Annotated in this window: 13 protein-coding genes and 1 tRNA gene; 5 read left to right on the forward strand and 9 right to left on the reverse strand. The window is 61.0% G+C overall.

Annotated elements, in window-relative coordinates:
• Positions 1 to 146 precede the first annotated feature (146 nt).
• Positions 147 to 800 carry a hypothetical protein gene (locus FY528_RS17980; protein WP_149072415.1) on the forward strand — a complete coding sequence of 218 codons (654 nt, stop codon included), beginning with the start codon at positions 147 to 149 and terminating at the stop codon, positions 798 to 800.
• Here FY528_RS17980 and FY528_RS17985 read toward each other — a convergent pair.
• The 3 genes from FY528_RS17985 to FY528_RS17995 all read right to left on the reverse strand — a co-directional run bounded on the left by FY528_RS17985 (position 797) and on the right by FY528_RS17995 (position 5,781).
• Positions 797 to 2,620, reverse strand: coding sequence for a DUF5723 family protein (locus tag FY528_RS17985; protein WP_149072416.1), 1,824 nt, complete (start codon positions 2,618 to 2,620; stop codon positions 797 to 799). The genes FY528_RS17980 and FY528_RS17985 overlap by 4 nt on opposite strands.
• A gap of 328 nt (positions 2,621 to 2,948) precedes the next feature.
• Positions 2,949 to 4,799, reverse strand: a complete 1,851-nt coding sequence (locus FY528_RS17990; protein ID WP_149072417.1) for a M61 family metallopeptidase — start codon at positions 4,797 to 4,799, stop codon at positions 2,949 to 2,951.
• A 325-nt stretch (positions 4,800 to 5,124) separates the two neighbouring features.
• Positions 5,125 to 5,781 carry a class I SAM-dependent methyltransferase gene (locus FY528_RS17995; protein ID WP_149072418.1) on the reverse strand — a complete coding sequence of 219 codons (657 nt, stop codon included), beginning with the start codon at positions 5,779 to 5,781 and terminating at the stop codon, positions 5,125 to 5,127.
• A 121-nt stretch (positions 5,782 to 5,902) separates the two neighbouring features.
• Between FY528_RS17995 and FY528_RS18000 the strand changes: the two genes are divergently transcribed.
• The 3 genes from FY528_RS18000 (at position 5,903) to FY528_RS18010 (ending at position 7,593) form a co-directional block, all read left to right on the forward strand.
• Positions 5,903 to 6,619 (forward strand): phosphatase PAP2 family protein, encoded by a 717-nt coding sequence (locus tag FY528_RS18000; RefSeq protein WP_149072419.1) that lies wholly within the window; start codon positions 5,903 to 5,905, stop codon positions 6,617 to 6,619.
• 126 nt (positions 6,620 to 6,745) lie between these two features.
• Positions 6,746 to 6,830: transfer RNA gene (locus tag FY528_RS18005), tRNA-Leu, on the forward strand.
• Between the two features lie 97 nt (positions 6,831 to 6,927).
• Complete coding sequence (locus FY528_RS18010) at positions 6,928 to 7,593, forward strand: phosphatase PAP2 family protein (RefSeq protein WP_187632183.1); 666 nt, start codon at positions 6,928 to 6,930, stop codon at positions 7,591 to 7,593.
• On the opposite strand, the gene FY528_RS18015 is transcribed toward FY528_RS18010, so the two are convergent.
• From FY528_RS18015 to FY528_RS18035, 5 genes are all read right to left on the reverse strand, one after another.
• The gene (locus tag FY528_RS18015) at positions 7,561 to 9,897 is read right to left on the reverse strand and encodes a GAF domain-containing protein (protein ID WP_149072421.1); all 2,337 of its coding nucleotides are present in this window, start codon (positions 9,895 to 9,897) and stop codon (positions 7,561 to 7,563) included. The genes FY528_RS18010 and FY528_RS18015 overlap by 33 nt on opposite strands.
• Before the next feature lie 87 nt (positions 9,898 to 9,984).
• Positions 9,985 to 10,521 (reverse strand): hypothetical protein, encoded by a 537-nt coding sequence (locus tag FY528_RS18020; protein ID WP_149072422.1) that lies wholly within the window; start codon positions 10,519 to 10,521, stop codon positions 9,985 to 9,987.
• Between the two features lie 45 nt (positions 10,522 to 10,566).
• Positions 10,567 to 11,427, reverse strand: coding sequence for a T9SS type A sorting domain-containing protein (locus tag FY528_RS18025; RefSeq protein ID WP_149072423.1), 861 nt, complete (start codon positions 11,425 to 11,427; stop codon positions 10,567 to 10,569).
• A gap of 146 nt (positions 11,428 to 11,573) precedes the next feature.
• Positions 11,574 to 12,260 carry a hypothetical protein gene (locus FY528_RS18030; RefSeq protein ID WP_149072424.1) on the reverse strand — a complete coding sequence of 229 codons (687 nt, stop codon included), beginning with the start codon at positions 12,258 to 12,260 and terminating at the stop codon, positions 11,574 to 11,576.
• Between the two features lie 412 nt (positions 12,261 to 12,672).
• Complete coding sequence (locus FY528_RS18035; protein WP_149072425.1) at positions 12,673 to 14,109, reverse strand: dicarboxylate/amino acid:cation symporter; 1,437 nt, start codon at positions 14,107 to 14,109, stop codon at positions 12,673 to 12,675.
• Between the two features lie 156 nt (positions 14,110 to 14,265).
• On the opposite strand from FY528_RS18035, the gene FY528_RS18040 reads away from it, so the two are divergent.
• The gene (locus FY528_RS18040; RefSeq protein WP_149072426.1) at positions 14,266 to 15,312 is read left to right on the forward strand and encodes an enolase C-terminal domain-like protein; all 1,047 of its coding nucleotides are present in this window, start codon (positions 14,266 to 14,268) and stop codon (positions 15,310 to 15,312) included.
• Here the strand turns inward: FY528_RS18040 and FY528_RS18045 are convergent.
• Positions 15,305 to 15,889 carry a DUF6799 domain-containing protein gene (locus FY528_RS18045; RefSeq protein ID WP_149072427.1) on the reverse strand — a complete coding sequence of 195 codons (585 nt, stop codon included), beginning with the start codon at positions 15,887 to 15,889 and terminating at the stop codon, positions 15,305 to 15,307. The genes FY528_RS18040 and FY528_RS18045 overlap by 8 nt on opposite strands.

Here is a 15,889-nt window from a genome sequence, read left to right on the forward strand (position 1 = left end):
AGTACATTGCAACGGTCTGTTCGCGCATGAGTGGCAGGGGCTTGGGAGGTCAGAGACCCAAACCTAGCCTGTTCACGCCGAACAGACTTTTTTTATGACCGCAATAGCCCGCAACTTGGGTTATCTAGCTTCCTGTTCTATTCTTTATGGCAGAGCTACGCACCTATCAGGCCTTTCCCACGGCCAGAGCCGCCTACCCGTTATTAGCCCTGCTGCGGGAGCACCAGATTCCGTTTGAAACGGTTTACGATCGGCCGCCCTTTGATGTCAACTTCGGGCATGCCGCCAGCAACCCGCGACTGGAAGTAAAACTCTACCCGGCTGACTTTGAAACGGTACGCCGCCTAGAAGAAGCAGCCAACCAGCCCCAGGCCGATACCCTCGCTCCCGATTACTACCTGCTGGCTTTCAGCACGGATGAACTGTTTGAGGTGCTGACCAAAGCCGATGAGTGGAGCAGCTTTGACGTGACCCTGGCCCGCCAGCTACTGCGCGAGCGGGGCCACGATGTATCGGCCGACGTGGTGCGGCTGCTGCGCCGCAACCGGCTGCAGGTCCTGGCCCGCCCCGAGGAAAGCCAGCGGGCCTGGATTCTGGCGGGCTATCTGATGGCCTTGCTGGGCGGGCTGCTGGCGGTGTTCATCGGCTGGCACCTCTACTCGCACCAGAAACAGCTGCACGATGGTTCCCAGCGGCCCGCCTTCACTGCCTCCGACCGCCAGCATGGGCGCAATATCCTAGTGCTAGGCTGCATTGGGGCATTGGTGTGGCTTGGCCTGAGCTTGTACGCCGGTTTCTAGCTGCCGACGGGGCTGTGCCGCGGCCCCCGGAAGCAGGCAGCGTACTGGTTGGACCAGTGCCGGGTTGAGAAGCAATATTGCCGGGGCAGCACCGTATAGCGGCCGGGAAGGAAAAATGGAAGCCTGAGTTGAGCCGGCGTAACCGGGGTAGTAGGTACTGTCGTTGGCGTAGCGGCGGGCGTAGCGCTGGAATCTGCTGGTGCAGTGGCGGGGGCGGCCGCTGGCGTCGTCAGCGAGTCCGTTGGGGCGGTAACCGGTGCAGAAACCGGAGCCGCCAGGGAATCGGGCGCTGCAGGGGTGCTTGTTGCCGGGGTGGCAGGCGGCGTTACCGGCTGCTTGAGGGCCGGCGCCACCTTGCTGACCTTGCTCTTGCGGGATTTAGCCGAAGGCCGCCAGTTGGCCCAGCTCAGGGGCGAAACGCCGAAATACACGTTGCTGCCCATCCGGTTTTTACCGCCCAGCAGGGAGCCCAGGTCGTTGGTGCCCAGCAGGAAGATTCCTGCCCGCGCCGATACCCCAAAAGCCGCCGTGCGGTAGTTATTGGTGAGCAGCACGGGCGTAGCCACTTCCAGCCAGCGGGTTTCCAGGCGGGGCGTGACCGAGGCATAGGAGAACGTGCGCATGCCGGGGGCAAAGCGGCCCCGCAGGTTTTGGCGCACGGCCGCGTTGAGGTAAAACTTCCAGCTTAGGTGGTAGTCCACGTCCACGTTCAGGGTGGTGGGCAAGCCCATCCGGAAGCTGGTCTGCTCCTCGTAGCGGTCGGTGCGCAGGATAGCGCGAATCCGCTCCTCCACGTTGTCTTCGTCGATGCCCTCCAGATCAGCCTGGCTGACGCCCAGGTTCGAGGCCGTCACGTCGTAAGCGGCGGCGTTGGTGCGGTAGCGGATGCCACCAATATCGGTCAGGGCCACCGATACGCGGTATTTATACTTGTTGCGCGAAGCGTCGGGCCGCCGCTCGCCCTTTTTGGTGGTGTAATAATACGTGGCATGGTCAGGCCGGAACTCGTACACTACCCCCAGGTCGGCGCCCCAGCCACTGCCGGGGCCGGAGCCTTTCGTGAGCCAGCGCCGGGCCGTGTTCAGGTCCAGGTTAGCCAGCTCGCTGGGGTTGGAAAAGCCCGCACCACCCTCAAAGCGGTGCAGGCGCAGCACCGTATCGCCGGTAGTGGCGTTATCAGGCAATATCTCGTAGTCGAGCTGGCGGCTTTGTATATAGGCGGCCCCCAGTCCAATCAGCCGCTTCAGCGTAATTCCGGCTTTCAGAAAGTGGGCTTCGTCGTTGATGACTGTGCGCCCGTAAGTCAGGTTCCACTCCGCAAAGGCGTTCATGTTGAAATTGAACGTATTATCATCGGAGCGGCGCACGCCCTCAAACTCGTTTACGGCATCCTGCAGCAAGGAGGCCGACACGGCATTGCCCTGGAAAGCGGTGCGCACCCGGGTCTGAAACGCCAGGCCGTTGTTGGCATTCAGGCGCACCTGTAAGCCGGGGCCGCGGGCATCGAGGCCCAGCCCCACCAAATGCCGGGGCTTGTCGTTGCGCAGGGTGAGGTACTCGGGGGAAAATTCTAGGCCGCTGCCCGGGTTTTTCAGCGACCAGGGCCCGGTGTAGGCATACGCCGTGTTGGAGGCCGTGACATCCAGGGAAAAAAGCTGCAGCTGAAACAGGTAGCGGCTGTCGGCCACGGTGGCCGGGTTCCAGAGCACTTCGCCCAGGCCGTGGTAGTTGCCGTGGGCCGGACTGAGCGTGGGCTGACTTAGGGCCGGGGTAGAGAGGGCCAGGCCCAGGATAAGCGTCAGACGGGTAGAAAGTTGCATAGGCAGGTAATAGGAGGGAGGAGCGAAGCAAAAAGGACCAGGCGGCCGGCAAAAAGCCAACCGCCTGGTAGCGTAGTGATTTGCTAGCAGTTTAAGCTTAGCAAGATGCGAGGCCAACTCAGCAGCTACAATACCCGGATGTGGGTATTTTGGCGCTGCTGTTTTCTATCAGGACCACCCAGCTTCAAACCACTGCTGGCCGAAGGCAGGCTGCCGGAAAGCAAATCCCCGTAGCCCTGGCCGCCAGCAAACCGGGGCAGAGCTACGGGGATTTACCAGTGCTTTTTGAAGGAAGTAGGTAGCCGATTGAGTTCGGTGCCTTCAGTCCTTACTTGGCTTTGGCGTCCAGCCAGGCGGCGCGGAAGGCCAACTGCTCGGGGGTGGGCTGCTGCCCGGTTTTCTCCGTAAGTACTACCTCCAGCTCCTCATCCTCTTGCAAGGTAACCGGGAGGGTGCGCACCTGTCCCCGGGAGCGTACCTCTACCTGCACCACGTCGCCGGGCTTGTGCTTGCCTAGCAGCTTCTCAAATGCTTTCTGGTCTTTCAGCGCCTTGCCGTCCAGTTTGAGCAGCTGGTCGCCCCGGTCGAGGCCCGCCACGTACAGCGGGTCGCCGAGCAGGGTGCCCGAGCCAACGGTGAGCTGATTGTTGACAAACTGCAGGCGGCTGACTCCCAGGCTGGCACGGCCGGCGTGGGCCTTGCGCACCACCATGCCCGCCGGGGCCAGCAATGCCGTAAAATTGGGCAATGTATGCCCCTGAATGTGCTGACGAAAGAACTGACCGGCAAAGGCAGTATCCCGGGCTGTTTTGCCTAAGATGCGCTGCAGATCTGCCAGGGTATAGGGCCGGGCCGGTGCGTAGTCGCGCTGGGGCTTGCCGTGCTGCTGCCACACTTCGCGCATGAAAGCATCGAGGTCTGTTTTGAACCGCTGACGTAGCTCCAGGTCCAGGGCCAGGGCATTGGCCCCGCCAATAAGGTAGTAGCTCAAATAGGTATTCGAGCGGTTATTCGGGTCGATGGCGGCGGCGGCATCCACGAAGGGCGCCTGCTGGCTCATGTGCACCGGCGAGAACCGCTTAGCTCCCGGAGCATTCAGCATGGCATTTACCAGCCCCGACAGGTCGTTGGCAGCAAACTGCTCATTGGTGAGGGCACCCGAGCGGCGCATCAGCAGGTCGCCGTAATATTGGGTGAAGCCTTCGGCAAACCAAAGGCAGCTGCTCATGTTGGCCCGGTCGAAGCGGAAAGGCTCCAGGTCGCGCGGGCGGATGCGCTCCACGTTCCAGCCGTGGAAGAACTCGTGCGACACGGTGCTCAGGTTGCCGAGGGCGCCCTCCTTGCTCAGCGGGCGGGCATTGGTAACGGAAGTGGAGTTACGGTGTTCCATCCCGTCGCCGCTGGCTTGGGGCAGGTAGTTGGCCACAAACGTATAGCGGCCGAAGTCGTAGTCGGGCAGCCCGCCGAAGATGGCCGCGGCTTCCTTTACTATCTTCTTGGTTTGGTCGGCGTAGGCATCCAGCTCGGCATCAGTACCGGTGTGCAGCACGGCCAGCTCAATGGTTTTTCCCTGCTCCTGCCAGGAGCGCATCTTCTGCGGGCCCAGGGATGTAGGCGAGTCCATGAGGTATTGCAGGTGCGGAGCGGTGTATACGCCCGCCGTGGCCGTGGGCTGCAGCTGGGTAGCTACCTGCCAGCCGGGCGGCAGGGCAAAGCGTACTTCGGCCGGGCGCTGCTCCAGGCCGTCGGCGTAGGCCAGGGTTGCCGGGATGTTGAGGTGAGCGTGCTGGGCATCAATCCCGGCATAGGTGCCATCGGTCCGGTCGCCGTAGAGCGTGTAGCTGAACTGGACAGTGCCGCCGTGGCCCGTCACCGTCCAGCTGTACGGGTCGGGGTGGGCGAGGGGCAAGGCACGGCCCTGGGCGTCGGTGGCCCGCACCTCGTAGATGTTCTTGGCAAACTCGTGCAGGGCATAGCGCCCGGGGGAAGAGCGGGCCATGTGCACCTGCAGGGGCTTTTCCGCCGGCAAATCGGTAAAAGTCACCTGTACCTGCGCTTCGTGGTGCACAGCATTGGGGAAGCTCAGCGCGTAGCGCACGGGAGACTGGGCCCGCGCACCCGCCCCAAAAGCCAGTGGCCAGGCAAGCGCCAGCAGAAGAGAAACGGTAGATTTTGGCATAGAGCAGGAAGATAGGGAAGAAGTCGGTAGGGTAAATGTAGCAGACGACCGGCAACCAGCCGCTTACCCGGGCGGCAATCGGGCGGGCAAGTGGGGGCGGTAGTAGCCGGTAGCGGGCCACCCGCCAGCAGGCTGCTGCCGGGGGTGGTTCGGGAAGAGTACAATCCGGCGTTCTGCCGTTCTGCCTGCGGGTTATACGAAGCTACATCGAAGCTACTACGAACCAACAACGAAGCTACTACGCCCGAAGTACAGTTGCCTTCCTTGGGAAAGTGCTATGCGTAGCCTTGGGGCCGCGGGGCCGCCGGCCGCCGGGCTACCAATTTCACGCCGGGTAAAACCCCACCGCTTCTACCATTCCTCCGTAGCCAGACTGCGCCGGCCCGGCCAGCAGGCCCACGCCTGCCAGGGCAGCGCGGATATCGGGGAGCTGCCGCCCGCTGATGCCGGTGGTAAAACCAAAAAAACAGTACATAGCCTTTAGCAGGGCGTGCTGCCACCAGGCGCGGGGCGGGGCAAAATCGGCGACCAGCCACGGCGCCTGCGGTCGGCGTGCCCGGTTTAGCCGCTGAACCAGCTCGTGGAGCCGGGCCGGGGCGAAGAGGTCCAGCAGGAAAAACGTCAGCACGGCATCAAACTGCTCTTGCGGGGCCAGGGCTGCCTCCGTGCCCAGCCGAAACTCTACTTGCTCCATGTGCTGGGGGGCCTGCCGGCGCAGCGTTTTCCGGGCCTGCCGCAGCATTTCGGGCGAGGCTTCCAGGTACAGCACCTGGGCCTGGGGGCGGAGGCGGAGCAGCTCGGGCAGCACCCACCCGGTGCCCCCGCCAATAAGCAAGACGTGTGGGCCCCCCGTAGGCAAGCAAGCCAGGGCCTGCCGCTGGACCCGCTGCAGACTGCGGCCAAACACCAGCCGGGAGAGTGGGTCGTAGAAAGCCGCCACCCGGTCGAAGCCAGCGTCGTTATGGAAAGGAGAAACAGCCAAAAAATCGAAATATTAAACTGCCTGGAGGTGGCCGGGCGTGGGGCAAACCAGCACCTCAATGCAGCTTTTCTGCCACGGGGCCGTTAAAGCTACTCACTCCTTTACGCATCCCTGCATTTCTATGACCCACCACCTGCGCCGCCTGCTGGCCGGAGCCGTTCTGTTTCTCACGGAGTTTGCCCTGGTGCTACTGGTGGGGGTACTGGGCGTAGCCGGGTTTCTCTACATCAGCCGGGAAGTGCTGGACCAGGATGCCGCCCCGTTTGACGAAGCCGCTTTCCGCTGGACGAAGGCCTTCTTTGGGGCCGGGCGGCAGCCGTGGGTGGAGGCCATTACCTTTCTGGCCTCGCGCAACTTCATCGTGCCCGCGTCCCTGGCGCTGATTGCCTGGTTCTTGGTGCTGCGCCGGCACCGCTGGTACACGCTCATGGTGCCGGTTGTGGCGCTGGGCGGCATCTGCCTGAACCTGGTGCTCAAAAACCTCTACCAGCGCCCCCGGCCCCTGCTGCCGCTCACCTCGGCCAGCGGCCTGAGCTTCCCCAGCGGCCACGCCATGATTTCGGCCTGCTTTTACGGCTTGCTCATTTACCTGGTGTACACGCACGTACGGCAGCAGCGTTGGCTGCGCATAGCCCTGATCGGGTTTTTGAGTTTGCTGATTCTGCTGATTGGGGCCACTCGCGTGTATTTACGGGTGCACTACGCCACCGATGTACTGGCGGGCCTGCTGGCGGGTGGCACCTGGTTGCTCATGGCTATTCCGCTACTCCGAAGGCTGGAAAAAACGGTCAAAAAACAGTTTAAGCACAGCCCGCAATTAACTGAAAAACAGGCCTAGTAGCGCGCATTCGCAATTTATTTTACGAAAAAAGTAACGCCTGCCTTGACATTCCCGGAATTAGGCGCGTATCTTTGCAACGTCAAAAGGCCAGACCCCTCGGAGTTTAAGCCCAAGACAAAAGCTGCGCTTGTGGCGAAATTGGTAGACGCGCTGTCTTCAGGCGGCAGTTCCGCAAGGTGTGAGAGTTCGAGTCTCTCCGAGCGCACCACGAAAGCCGGCCCTTTTCAGGGCCGGCTTTTTTGTTTGGGCCTTCGTCTGCGGGGCGTCCTGACCTCCCAGGAAAAGGCTGCGTTGAGAAAATGCGTATGCGAAACGTTGTTGCCCGTCTGCTGGCCCGCTTAGCTGTTTTTACCACCGAAGCCGCGGTGCTGGGGCTGGTATTTGGGGCGGCCCTGCTCCTGTTTTTCTACCTCACCCGGGTGGTGTTCGTGGAGAAGTCGGCGGCCCTGGATAGCTGGGCTTTTCAGCAGATGGACGCCCTACGAGCTGCCTGGCCGGGCCTGACGCCCTTGGCTCGTGGTATCACTCTATTTGCTTCGTTGCCTTTTCTGGTAGCAGCTGGGCTGCTGATTCCTGGAGGGCTGGCCCGGGCCGGCTACCGCCGTGAGGCCTGGGAAGTGCTGCTGGCCGTAGCCGGGTCGGCCTTGTTCAACCAGCTGCTGAAGGTGCATTACCAGCGCGGGCGGCCCCTCTCGGCTCTGCTGCCCCAGCCCGGCCTGAGCTTTCCCAGCGGCCACGCCATGATCGGTATGGCTTTGTACGGGTGCCTGGCCTGGCTGCTCTGGCGCCACGCCCGGCGGCCGGGGTGGGCCCTGGTACTGCTGGGCTGGGCTTTGCTTATTGGCCTCACCCGCATCTACCTGCACGTGCACTACGCTACCGATGTGCTGGCCGGTTTTGCGGCCGGACTAATGTGGCTGGCTTTGCTCCGGTTGGTGCTAGAGTTTAACTTTCACGCGCAGGGCAAGTAAGCCCTTCACGCCCTGCAGCTCCTCCAGCTCCAGTTCTTCTACCTCGGGCTCCAGCAGGTTGCGGTCCTGTAGGTAGTCGATGTACTCCATGTATTCGGTGGCTTCCCGGGCCTGGCTGTACACCAGGGCCAGGAGGCCCGGCTGGGTGAGCCGCTCCCCGGTGCCCTGCACCGTGGCCTTGTCGATGCGCTTCTTGATGATTTCGTAGCGGATGTTGTAGGCGCCGTCCACGTCAAACTGCCGCTCGTCCTGCCGGAAACGGATGCTGAGCGGCTGCCCGTGTACCAGCACCAGCTGGGTGGTTTCCAGGGGCAGGGGCAGCTGCTTTTTCAGGGCCGCCGTGCGCCGCGTGATTTCCACCATGGCCAGGAGTTGCCACAAGCGCAGGTTTTTCAGGAAAATTAGGTCGAAGGGCTTGTTCTCTACCAGGGAGGCGCCCACGTAAATGTTGAACTCTACGCCATCGGTTTTAAAGCGCTGGAAGTAGTGCGGAAACATCTGCTGAGCCTTCTGTTCCTCTTCGTCGAGGTAGTCGCTCACCATATCGTTGAGCATGGTCACGCTCTGCTCAAAGGCTTTGCGCCGCTTGTAGAGAATGCCCAGCTCCGGGTCGATGTTGTTCCAGTACTCGCCAATCACGGGGCGCAGCTCCGGGGTGTTCTGCGCCAGGTACTCGAACAAGGGCTCTACCTGGGTGCGCAGCGAGTCCAGGATGGTGACTTCGTCCCCCGTTACCAGTCCCTGGCGCAGGCGGCGCAGGTTTTTGTTTACGTAGAACTTCAGCTCATCCAGAATGGGCAGGGCCTGGAGTTCGGAGGCTTTTTTCAGGGCCTTGTTGGCCAGGGTAAGGTGCTCAATTAGGTCGCCCTGGATGGCTTCGTTGCGGGCCGTGCTGCTGCCCCGGATGTCGCTGGAGCCGTGCAGGGGGTACACTTCGTGAAAGACAATGTCTTCCATTTCCGCGTTCTTGTTGCCGTCTTCCAGCTGGCTGAGCAGGTTGAGGGCCGCGTCGGTAAAGCGCCACTCCATCGTAGGGTGGATGGCTGTGAATTTCTCCTTCACAATGGCCTGCACCCGCGTCTGAATTTCCTCGGCGTTGCGCTTCACGGCCACCGCAAACAGCGGCACAAACTGATTTACTTTCTCCAGGCAGAACTCGTCCAGGTCGCCCACCTGGGGCGAGCCGAGCTCCAGCAGCCCTACTGTATCGTCGCCATAGGGCAGCAGGGCCAGAATAGCCGAGCGGATGCCCAGGGCCAGAATCTGTTGGCGCAGATCTTCGGGCAGGTCGGCGGTTTCTACGTTTTCCAGCACCAGGGGCTGGCGGTCAATGAGCAGGCGGGCGTAGAGCTGGCGAAAACCGGCGCTGGCTTCCTGCTGCTTGGCCAGCTGCTTGGTAATAAAGCTATGGTTGATTTTGCGGCCAAAGTCCACGAAGGCCCGCTTCTTTTCGTCGTAGGCGGCTATGCCCAGCTGTAAAAACGGCCGCCCAAACAGCACCCGCAGCTTCTCCTGGATCTGCTCTAGCCGGTCGGAGGCTTGCAGCACGTCGCGCTCCAGCAGGTCGTATTTGAGCTCCGAGAGAATTTCCTGGTCGGTGACGTCTACTAAGTGAATGATGTTGAAGCCGCTCAGCTCAAAATGTTCCGGCGGCAGCACTTCCTTCCAGACATCCAGCCGGTGCAGGTTGTGGCTGAGGTATTCGATCTGCTCGGAGGTAAGCTCCGGGGCGGTATCTACTACCTGCACTTCCACAAACGTGGAGTTGAACTCTACTCCGTAGTGCCGGTAAAGGCCAATGCTGTAGTCGGGCACCGTGAAAATAATGGTGCTGTTCAGGGGCAGCTTCACGCCGTAGACCTTGTCCAGAATCAGCATATAGGCCATGCGCGCCATGTAAATTTCCATGGTGGCGGCGTCTACATTCAGCGGCTGCTTCACGCTATGGTTGGCGTTGAGCAGCACCTCGGCAAAACGCGGGGTCTGGTAGAAGCTGTAGCGGGTGAACGGGGGCGTCACGCCGCTGATATCGGTATCAAAGGAGGCTGGCGGAAACACGGCCAGCATCAGCGTTTCCGTCAGGTCGCAGCCGCATTCCAGGTCGCGCAGGTCGGTGATGTTGCCCCGGCTCCAGGCGGCTTGCTCTACCTGCGTCATAATGGCCTTCGCCAGCATGGCCGTGCCTTGGTTGGCATCCTGCTGTCGGCTTTCCCAGTAGCGAATCAGGGGCTCAAAGCTGAGCGAGGTTTTAAACGGAAAAAAACCGGTTGAGGCCGGGCGTTCCAGCGTGGCAGTAGTGGTCATAAACGGGAGTCGAGGCGCGGCGCCAAGGCAAACAAGCTGCGCCAATGGCCGTGCAGCCCTATACGCGAAAAGCGCCGCTTGGGTGGCCTACTTACGGACGAGCTTGATGGGAACGGCGCCGTTATTGGCCGCCGGGTCGACCACATCATAGGGTTGTCCGTCTACCCGCAGGGATTTTTTGCGGTTCTGGTAGCAGGTGCAGCAGCCATCGGCCTCAAAACCGCCGTCAATAACCACATCCGTCAGCTCGTAGCGCTGGGCCGGATTCGCTTTAGGCAGCAGGAGGCTGTAGGTATAGTCGGTCGTCTGGAGCGTGTCGCGGGCCGGGAAAGGCGTAGTGCGCTCCAGCAGGAGGGGAGCGGCCAGCGCCTGGCGGCTGCGCACCACCTGCACCGTATCGGCCCGGCGCGGGACTTTCTCGCTGATGGTGCGGCGAATCAGCTGGATGGTGTCCAGCTCTGCCGCCCGAAACCCCTGACCCGTTGCCGCAGAATCGAGGCTGAACTGCAGGTAAAAAGCATCGGCGTGGGCATCCTGACAGTCGCAGGCAGTGCTGCCGCAGCAGGCTCCCAGACCCGCCAGGAGCCCAACCAATAAAGTGCCGAGAGAAAAACGTGGTGCCATCAGGCGTAAAGATAGGGCGCCGGCAGCACGGCGGGGCCCCGCCCGCTAGTTTTTCACGAAGCGCTGGGTTTCGGTGCCGGTGCGCGTGGTGATTTTGACGTAGTAGGTCCCGCGTGCCAGCTCCTGGGTGGGCAGGGGCAAGGCATGTTCCCCTTTCTCCTGCGTTTGCTGCAGCAAGGTGCGCACCACGGTGCCCTGGTTGTTGAGTAGCTCCACCAGCACATTGCCCGGCTTGGGCACGAAGTACTGTACCTTGCTAAGCGGCACTATGGGGTTGGGGAAGATGGTGATAGGCCCCGTGGCCTTTGCCTGCTCAGTGACGGCGCCGGGGCGGAGCGTGGGGGCTGCTTTCGGTACCAGCAGCAGAAAGCGCACCGGGGCAAAATATACGTCGGGCTGGATGAGCTCCGGGGCGGGGCGGCCAGAGGCGGCGCGAACCAGAGAGCCGGAGGCATACTTCTGCCGGATAACCCGCAAGTCGGTAGACCACTGTGCCCGCTGAGGCTGCACATCGGAAGCCAGCTGCGCAATAAGCGTTTCGTAGGGTTGGGCCAGTTGGGCCACTTCGCGGAGCAGCAGCTGGCGGGCAGCGCGTAGTTCCCGGGCCTGCTGGTGCTGAGCTTCAGTGCGCTGCTTTTCCGGTCCCGGGCGCCGCAGCAGGGTGTGCTGCTCCTGCAGGCGGCGAAGCTGGGTTCGGTAATCGGCGAGGCGGGCCTGGTCGGCGGCCGTCAGGTAGGGCTCCAGCTTCAGGCGCTGCTGGCGTACCAGAGGCAGTACTTGCTGGCGCACGTAGGTTCGCGCTTCCCGGTGGCCGGGAGGCTGCGGACGGGGCGCCCCCAGAGAAAGTGAAACAGGAAATACCAACAGCACCGCAAGGCGCGCCAGGGAAGAGAAAAATGGCTTCATAAAGACAGCAACGAACAAACCGACCATGTTGCTATAGAGCCAGCGGACTTTCTGGAGTTTAATGAGGCAAAAGAAAAACCGCTCGGGCAGGTAGCCCAAGCGGGTTTTCTTTTGGTATTCAAGTGGTTTGCCGGTCTGAGGCAGGGCTACTCTTCGTTTGGCTGCGTAGTAGATGCCGCCGCGGGGGGGAGTTCGTAGCCAGCTGCCGTGCCCGCTACCTCCATGGGGCCGGTGCTGATAAGCCGGGTGCGCAGGCGGGCAGAGGCACTATCGAGCTGGGGCTTGATCTGGGCCAGAGCCTGCCGCAGGGCTTCGGTATCGGCCAGGCGGGGCGCTGAGGTTTGGGAGTAGCCGTGGTACATGGCCACGCGCACATTAGAGTTGCCCGTGCCCACGTAAGAGCCTACCACTTCGCCGTTGGCATCCAGCACTTGCAGCTCGGCGCGCAGGCGCGTGCGGAAATATTCTACGGGAATACCTAGCAGGCTAGGCGTGAGCATGCCCAGCATTTGAATAACGTGAAACCCTTTGCCAGCCCGCGTCAGCTTGGCCTCGGTTACCTGCAGCTTTACGAACCCGAATTTGGCGCTACTGTCGTTCGACTCCAGCAGGTTTTGCTTGGCCTCCCGCTGAAACAGCTGAATAGGATCCGTCGTGGCCTCGTCCTCGATGCGGTTGAGGGGGCCATTTTCTACCGCTACTTCCAGGGCTGGCAGGCGGGTAGACAGAGCCGAGGGATTGGGCTTAAACATGATTCGGTCGGCCGAGCGGCAGCTGCCCAGAAACAATGCCGGAAAAGCACAAAGCACCATAACGTAGCGTAGTGTCAGCATAAGAGTAGCGGGGAGGGACAGGGTTTAAGATTTCGAAGGTAACATACTGATAGATAAATACGTGCACGCAAAAATAGAATAATAACAATTATTTTTTGTTCTATTTCTTTTTAGCTTGATATTGTTGCTTAAGTTATATTTTTAAACAGCAGCATGCTACAAAATGTAAGGTTTAAGTGGCCAAATCACCTGAATATGTTGTAAAATATAATATAACTATAAAAAGAAAATTTTGATAATGGCGCTAGATGGCTTTGAGCATCCTGTCAAAGCCTGAAAGTAAGCCCGACCGGTAAGCCCCGGCATGGGCTCCAGGGTTGCGGGCATGCCGGGAGTATGCAAGGCTTGCCAATAAACAAAGCCCCGGCTCTGCAGACAGAACCGGGGCCGACTAGGTGGTACAAATGCTGGATTAGGCTGGGTGCGCCAGGCTGCTGTCGGCTTCGGCCAAATCCAGCACCGGGTCGGAGGCTACGTAGTTATCCACAAACTCCCCTTCCCAACGGGCAATAACCGCCGAGGCCAGACAGTTGCCGATTACGTTTACGGCAGTGCGGGCCATATCCATCAGCGCATCAATGCCCAGGATGATGAACACCGGCCAGTCGGGCAGATTGAACGAGGCCACCGTAGCCAGCAGAATAACCAACGACGCCCGTGGCACGCCCGCTACCCCCTTGCTGGTGAGCATCAGCGTGAACACCATCACCAGCTGCTGCCCAAACGACAGCTCGATGCCGGCTGCCTGGGCCACGAATACGGCCGCCAGGGAAAGGTACAGCGTAGTGCCATCCAGATTAAAAGAATAACCCGTAGGCATCACGAAGGCCACCACCCGGCGCGGCACCCCAATACTTTCCATGGCTTCCATGGCCCGGGGTAGGGCAGCCTCCGAGGATGTGGTGGCAAAGGCAATGCTGACGGGCTCCGCAATGGCCTGAATGAAGCGCTTGATGGGAATGCGCGCAATAAGGGCCACCGGCAGCAGCACCAGAATCAGGAAGGCAATGAGGGCCGCGTAGAGCGTGAGCAGCAGCTGCACGGCATTCAGCAGCGGCCCGAAGCCCATTTTGCCCACGGTGTAGGCAATGGCACCACCCACGCCCAGCGGGGCAAAGAACATAACCACGTTGGTGAACTTGAACATCACCTCCGACAAGCTTTCCGACCAATCCAGCATAGCCTGGCGGTGCTTGCCGTGTACCATAGCGAGACCAATGGCGAAGATGATGGCAAATACGACCACCTGCAAAACCTGCCCCTCCGCTACCGACTTGGCAATATTTTCCGGGAAGATATGGGTGATAATATCGGCCGCCGTTTGCTTGGGCGCCTGGGCAATGACCTCGTTTACGTTGCTATTGGCCCGGGCTGCCGCCAGCACCGTCGGCGACAAACGACCCGCCTTGGTTAGGTTAATAGCGGCCAGCCCGATGAACAAGGCAAACGTGGTGACTATTTCAAAGTAAATCAGGGACTTCACGCCCATGCGGCCTACTTTCTTAAGGTCAGCGTGGCCGGCAATGCCCACGACCAGCGTCGCAAATACCAGGGGCGCAATAATGGTTTTCACCAGCCGCAGGAACACGTCACTGAGCACCTTCAGGCTCTGGGCTTCTTTGGGGAAGTCGGCGCCTACCTCGGCCCCCACGAACATGCTAACCACAATCCAGACCGTGAGGGAGCGGCGCTGCGTGGCGTAGGCTACCATGGCGGCCAGGGCTCCCCAGCGGGCAATGAGCGGCACTACGGGGTCGAGGGCCAGCAGGTGAGCGTTGACGAGTGCGGTAAGAACGGCGGCCAGCACGAGCAGGAGCCCGGCCAACAAAGCATAACGCGAGAACTTCATGCGAAAATCAGGCAGGATAGAAGTGGGAAGTGCTAGCAAAGATAGGTTATTAGGCCGGCGCAGCTTGTGCCGGCATTATTCCTAAGCTTTGAAGCTTGGTAGTGCCGCAACCTCGCCTCCTGCTTACCTTGGCACTTTCCTGCTTATATCCGCCCTATGCTACTCTGGACTATTGAAGCTCGCCCGCTGCCCCTGCGCTATACCTGGAAAATTTCCCGCAATGCCTCGGATGCGAAAGTCAACCTGCTCATTGGAGTACGAAGCCAGGGAGAGCCGCCGCTGGCTGGCTGGGCCGAAGCGGCACCCAATGTGCGTTACGGTGAAACCCCGGAGCGGCTGCAAGCCGAATTTGCGGCCCTGCAGGGCGCGGGGCTGAGCGAGGTAGGCAGCGAGGAGGAACTGGCTGCCCTGCTGCAGGCTCACCCCGTAGCGCAGGCATTGCGCTTTGCGGTGGAGGCCGCCTACCTCCACTATCAGGCGCTGCGGCTCGGGCAGCCAGTGTGGCAGTACCTGGGCGTGCCGGCCCCGGCAGCAGCGGTGCCCACCGCGTTTTCTTTGCCCATTATGGCGCCCGAAGACGTCGCCTCTTTTCTGCAGCAGCACCAAGCTTCCCGGTTTGCCTTGCTGAAGGTGAAGGTAAACCAGGAAAGTGGCTTGGCTTTGCTGCGGGCCGTAGCGGCCGCCTTGCCCGGCAAGCCGCTTATCGTGGACGGTAACGAAGCCTGGCCCGATGCCGACAGCCTACTGCAGTTTCTGGAACAGTGCCAAGCAGTAGCGGGGCTGCAGGTACAGGTGCTGGAGCAGCCTCTGCCAGCCGCCTGCGTGCCCGACTATCAGTACCTGCGCCCACGCAGCCCATACCCGCTGTTTGCTGATGAATCCGTGACGCACCACGCCGACTTTAGGGAAATTGCCGGGCAGTTTCACGGGGTAAATATGAAGCTCATGAAAGCCGGCGGCTACCGGCAGGGGGTGGAAATCCTGCGCCAAACGCACGCGCACGGCCTACAAGCTATGGTAGGCTGCATGGTCGAAACGTCGTTGGGCATCTGGTCGGCGGTGCAGGTAAGCGGCCTGGCCCAAGTGCACGACCTGGACGGCTTTCTGGTTATAAAAAAAGACCCCTTCGGCTTCGTGCAGGAAACCCAAGGGGCCATAGTGGCGCAGTCTGCCGTACCGCAACCAGGTAACGGGCTTACTTAAGCTGCTGTAGCTGCTGCTCCAGTTGTTGGATCTGCTGGTCGAGCTGGGCTGTATCGGTGGGGCGCTGGGCATTTACGCTCAGCAAAGAAATCTTTTGGTTGAGCAGCTGAATCTTCTGGGCCATCAGATCCAGGCGGGTGCTCAGCGTGGTCAGGCGGGCGTCCACGTCGGCGGGGGAGAGGGCGGCACCGCGCTCTACATAAGGGTCAAACTTGGCCCCAGGCTCGGCTTTCTGGCCCCGGGCCGCAGCCGCGCTGGCTGGGGTGGCAAACACAATTTCGCCTTTGCTGGTTACGTAGTCGCCTTCCTGAAGGGTCGTGATTTTGCCCCCGGGCAGCTCCACAATGCCGCTTTTGTAATTGACTTTGGTGCCGTTGCCCAGGCGCACGTTCTGCGTGAGCGGGGTAGGCCGGCCATTCTGCACCAGCACGACGCTGCCGTTTTGCATCAGGAAACGGTCGGAGGCACCCGTGGTAACGGCGCCGGCGGGTTTCGGCGTGGTTTTGGTTTGGGCAGTGGCACTTAGCGAGGCCGTGAGGGCCAGCACAACGAAAGCAGAGGACAGGAAATGGCGCAT

This window comes from Hymenobacter lutimineralis (assembly GCF_008271285.1).
GTDB lineage: Bacteria > Bacteroidota > Bacteroidia > Cytophagales > Hymenobacteraceae > Hymenobacter > Hymenobacter lutimineralis.

Excerpts from the sequence above, each read along its gene's own strand:
- FY528_RS18000 (WP_149072419.1), top strand. The coding sequence starts at position 5,903 with ATGACCCACCACCTGCGCCGCCTGCTGGCCGGAGCCGTTCTGTTTCTC.
- FY528_RS18040 (WP_149072426.1), top strand. The coding sequence starts at position 14,266 with ATGCTACTCTGGACTATTGAAGCTCGCCCGCTGCCCCTGCGCTATACC.
- FY528_RS18025 (WP_149072423.1), bottom strand. The coding sequence starts at position 11,427 with ATGAAGCCATTTTTCTCTTCCCTGGCGCGCCTTGCGGTGCTGTTGGTA.
- FY528_RS18045 (WP_149072427.1), bottom strand. The coding sequence starts at position 15,889 with ATGCGCCATTTCCTGTCCTCTGCTTTCGTTGTGCTGGCCCTCACGGCC.
- FY528_RS17990 (WP_149072417.1), bottom strand. The coding sequence starts at position 4,799 with ATGCCAAAATCTACCGTTTCTCTTCTGCTGGCGCTTGCCTGGCCACTG.
- FY528_RS18020 (WP_149072422.1), bottom strand. The coding sequence starts at position 10,521 with ATGGCACCACGTTTTTCTCTCGGCACTTTATTGGTTGGGCTCCTGGCG.
- FY528_RS17980 (WP_149072415.1), top strand. The coding sequence starts at position 147 with ATGGCAGAGCTACGCACCTATCAGGCCTTTCCCACGGCCAGAGCCGCC.
- FY528_RS18010 (WP_187632183.1), top strand. The coding sequence starts at position 6,928 with ATGCGAAACGTTGTTGCCCGTCTGCTGGCCCGCTTAGCTGTTTTTACC.
- FY528_RS17985 (WP_149072416.1), bottom strand. The coding sequence starts at position 2,620 with ATGCAACTTTCTACCCGTCTGACGCTTATCCTGGGCCTGGCCCTCTCT.
- FY528_RS18035 (WP_149072425.1), bottom strand. The coding sequence starts at position 14,109 with ATGAAGTTCTCGCGTTATGCTTTGTTGGCCGGGCTCCTGCTCGTGCTG.
- FY528_RS18030 (WP_149072424.1), bottom strand. The coding sequence starts at position 12,260 with ATGCTGACACTACGCTACGTTATGGTGCTTTGTGCTTTTCCGGCATTG.
- FY528_RS18015 (WP_149072421.1), bottom strand. The coding sequence starts at position 9,897 with ATGACCACTACTGCCACGCTGGAACGCCCGGCCTCAACCGGTTTTTTT.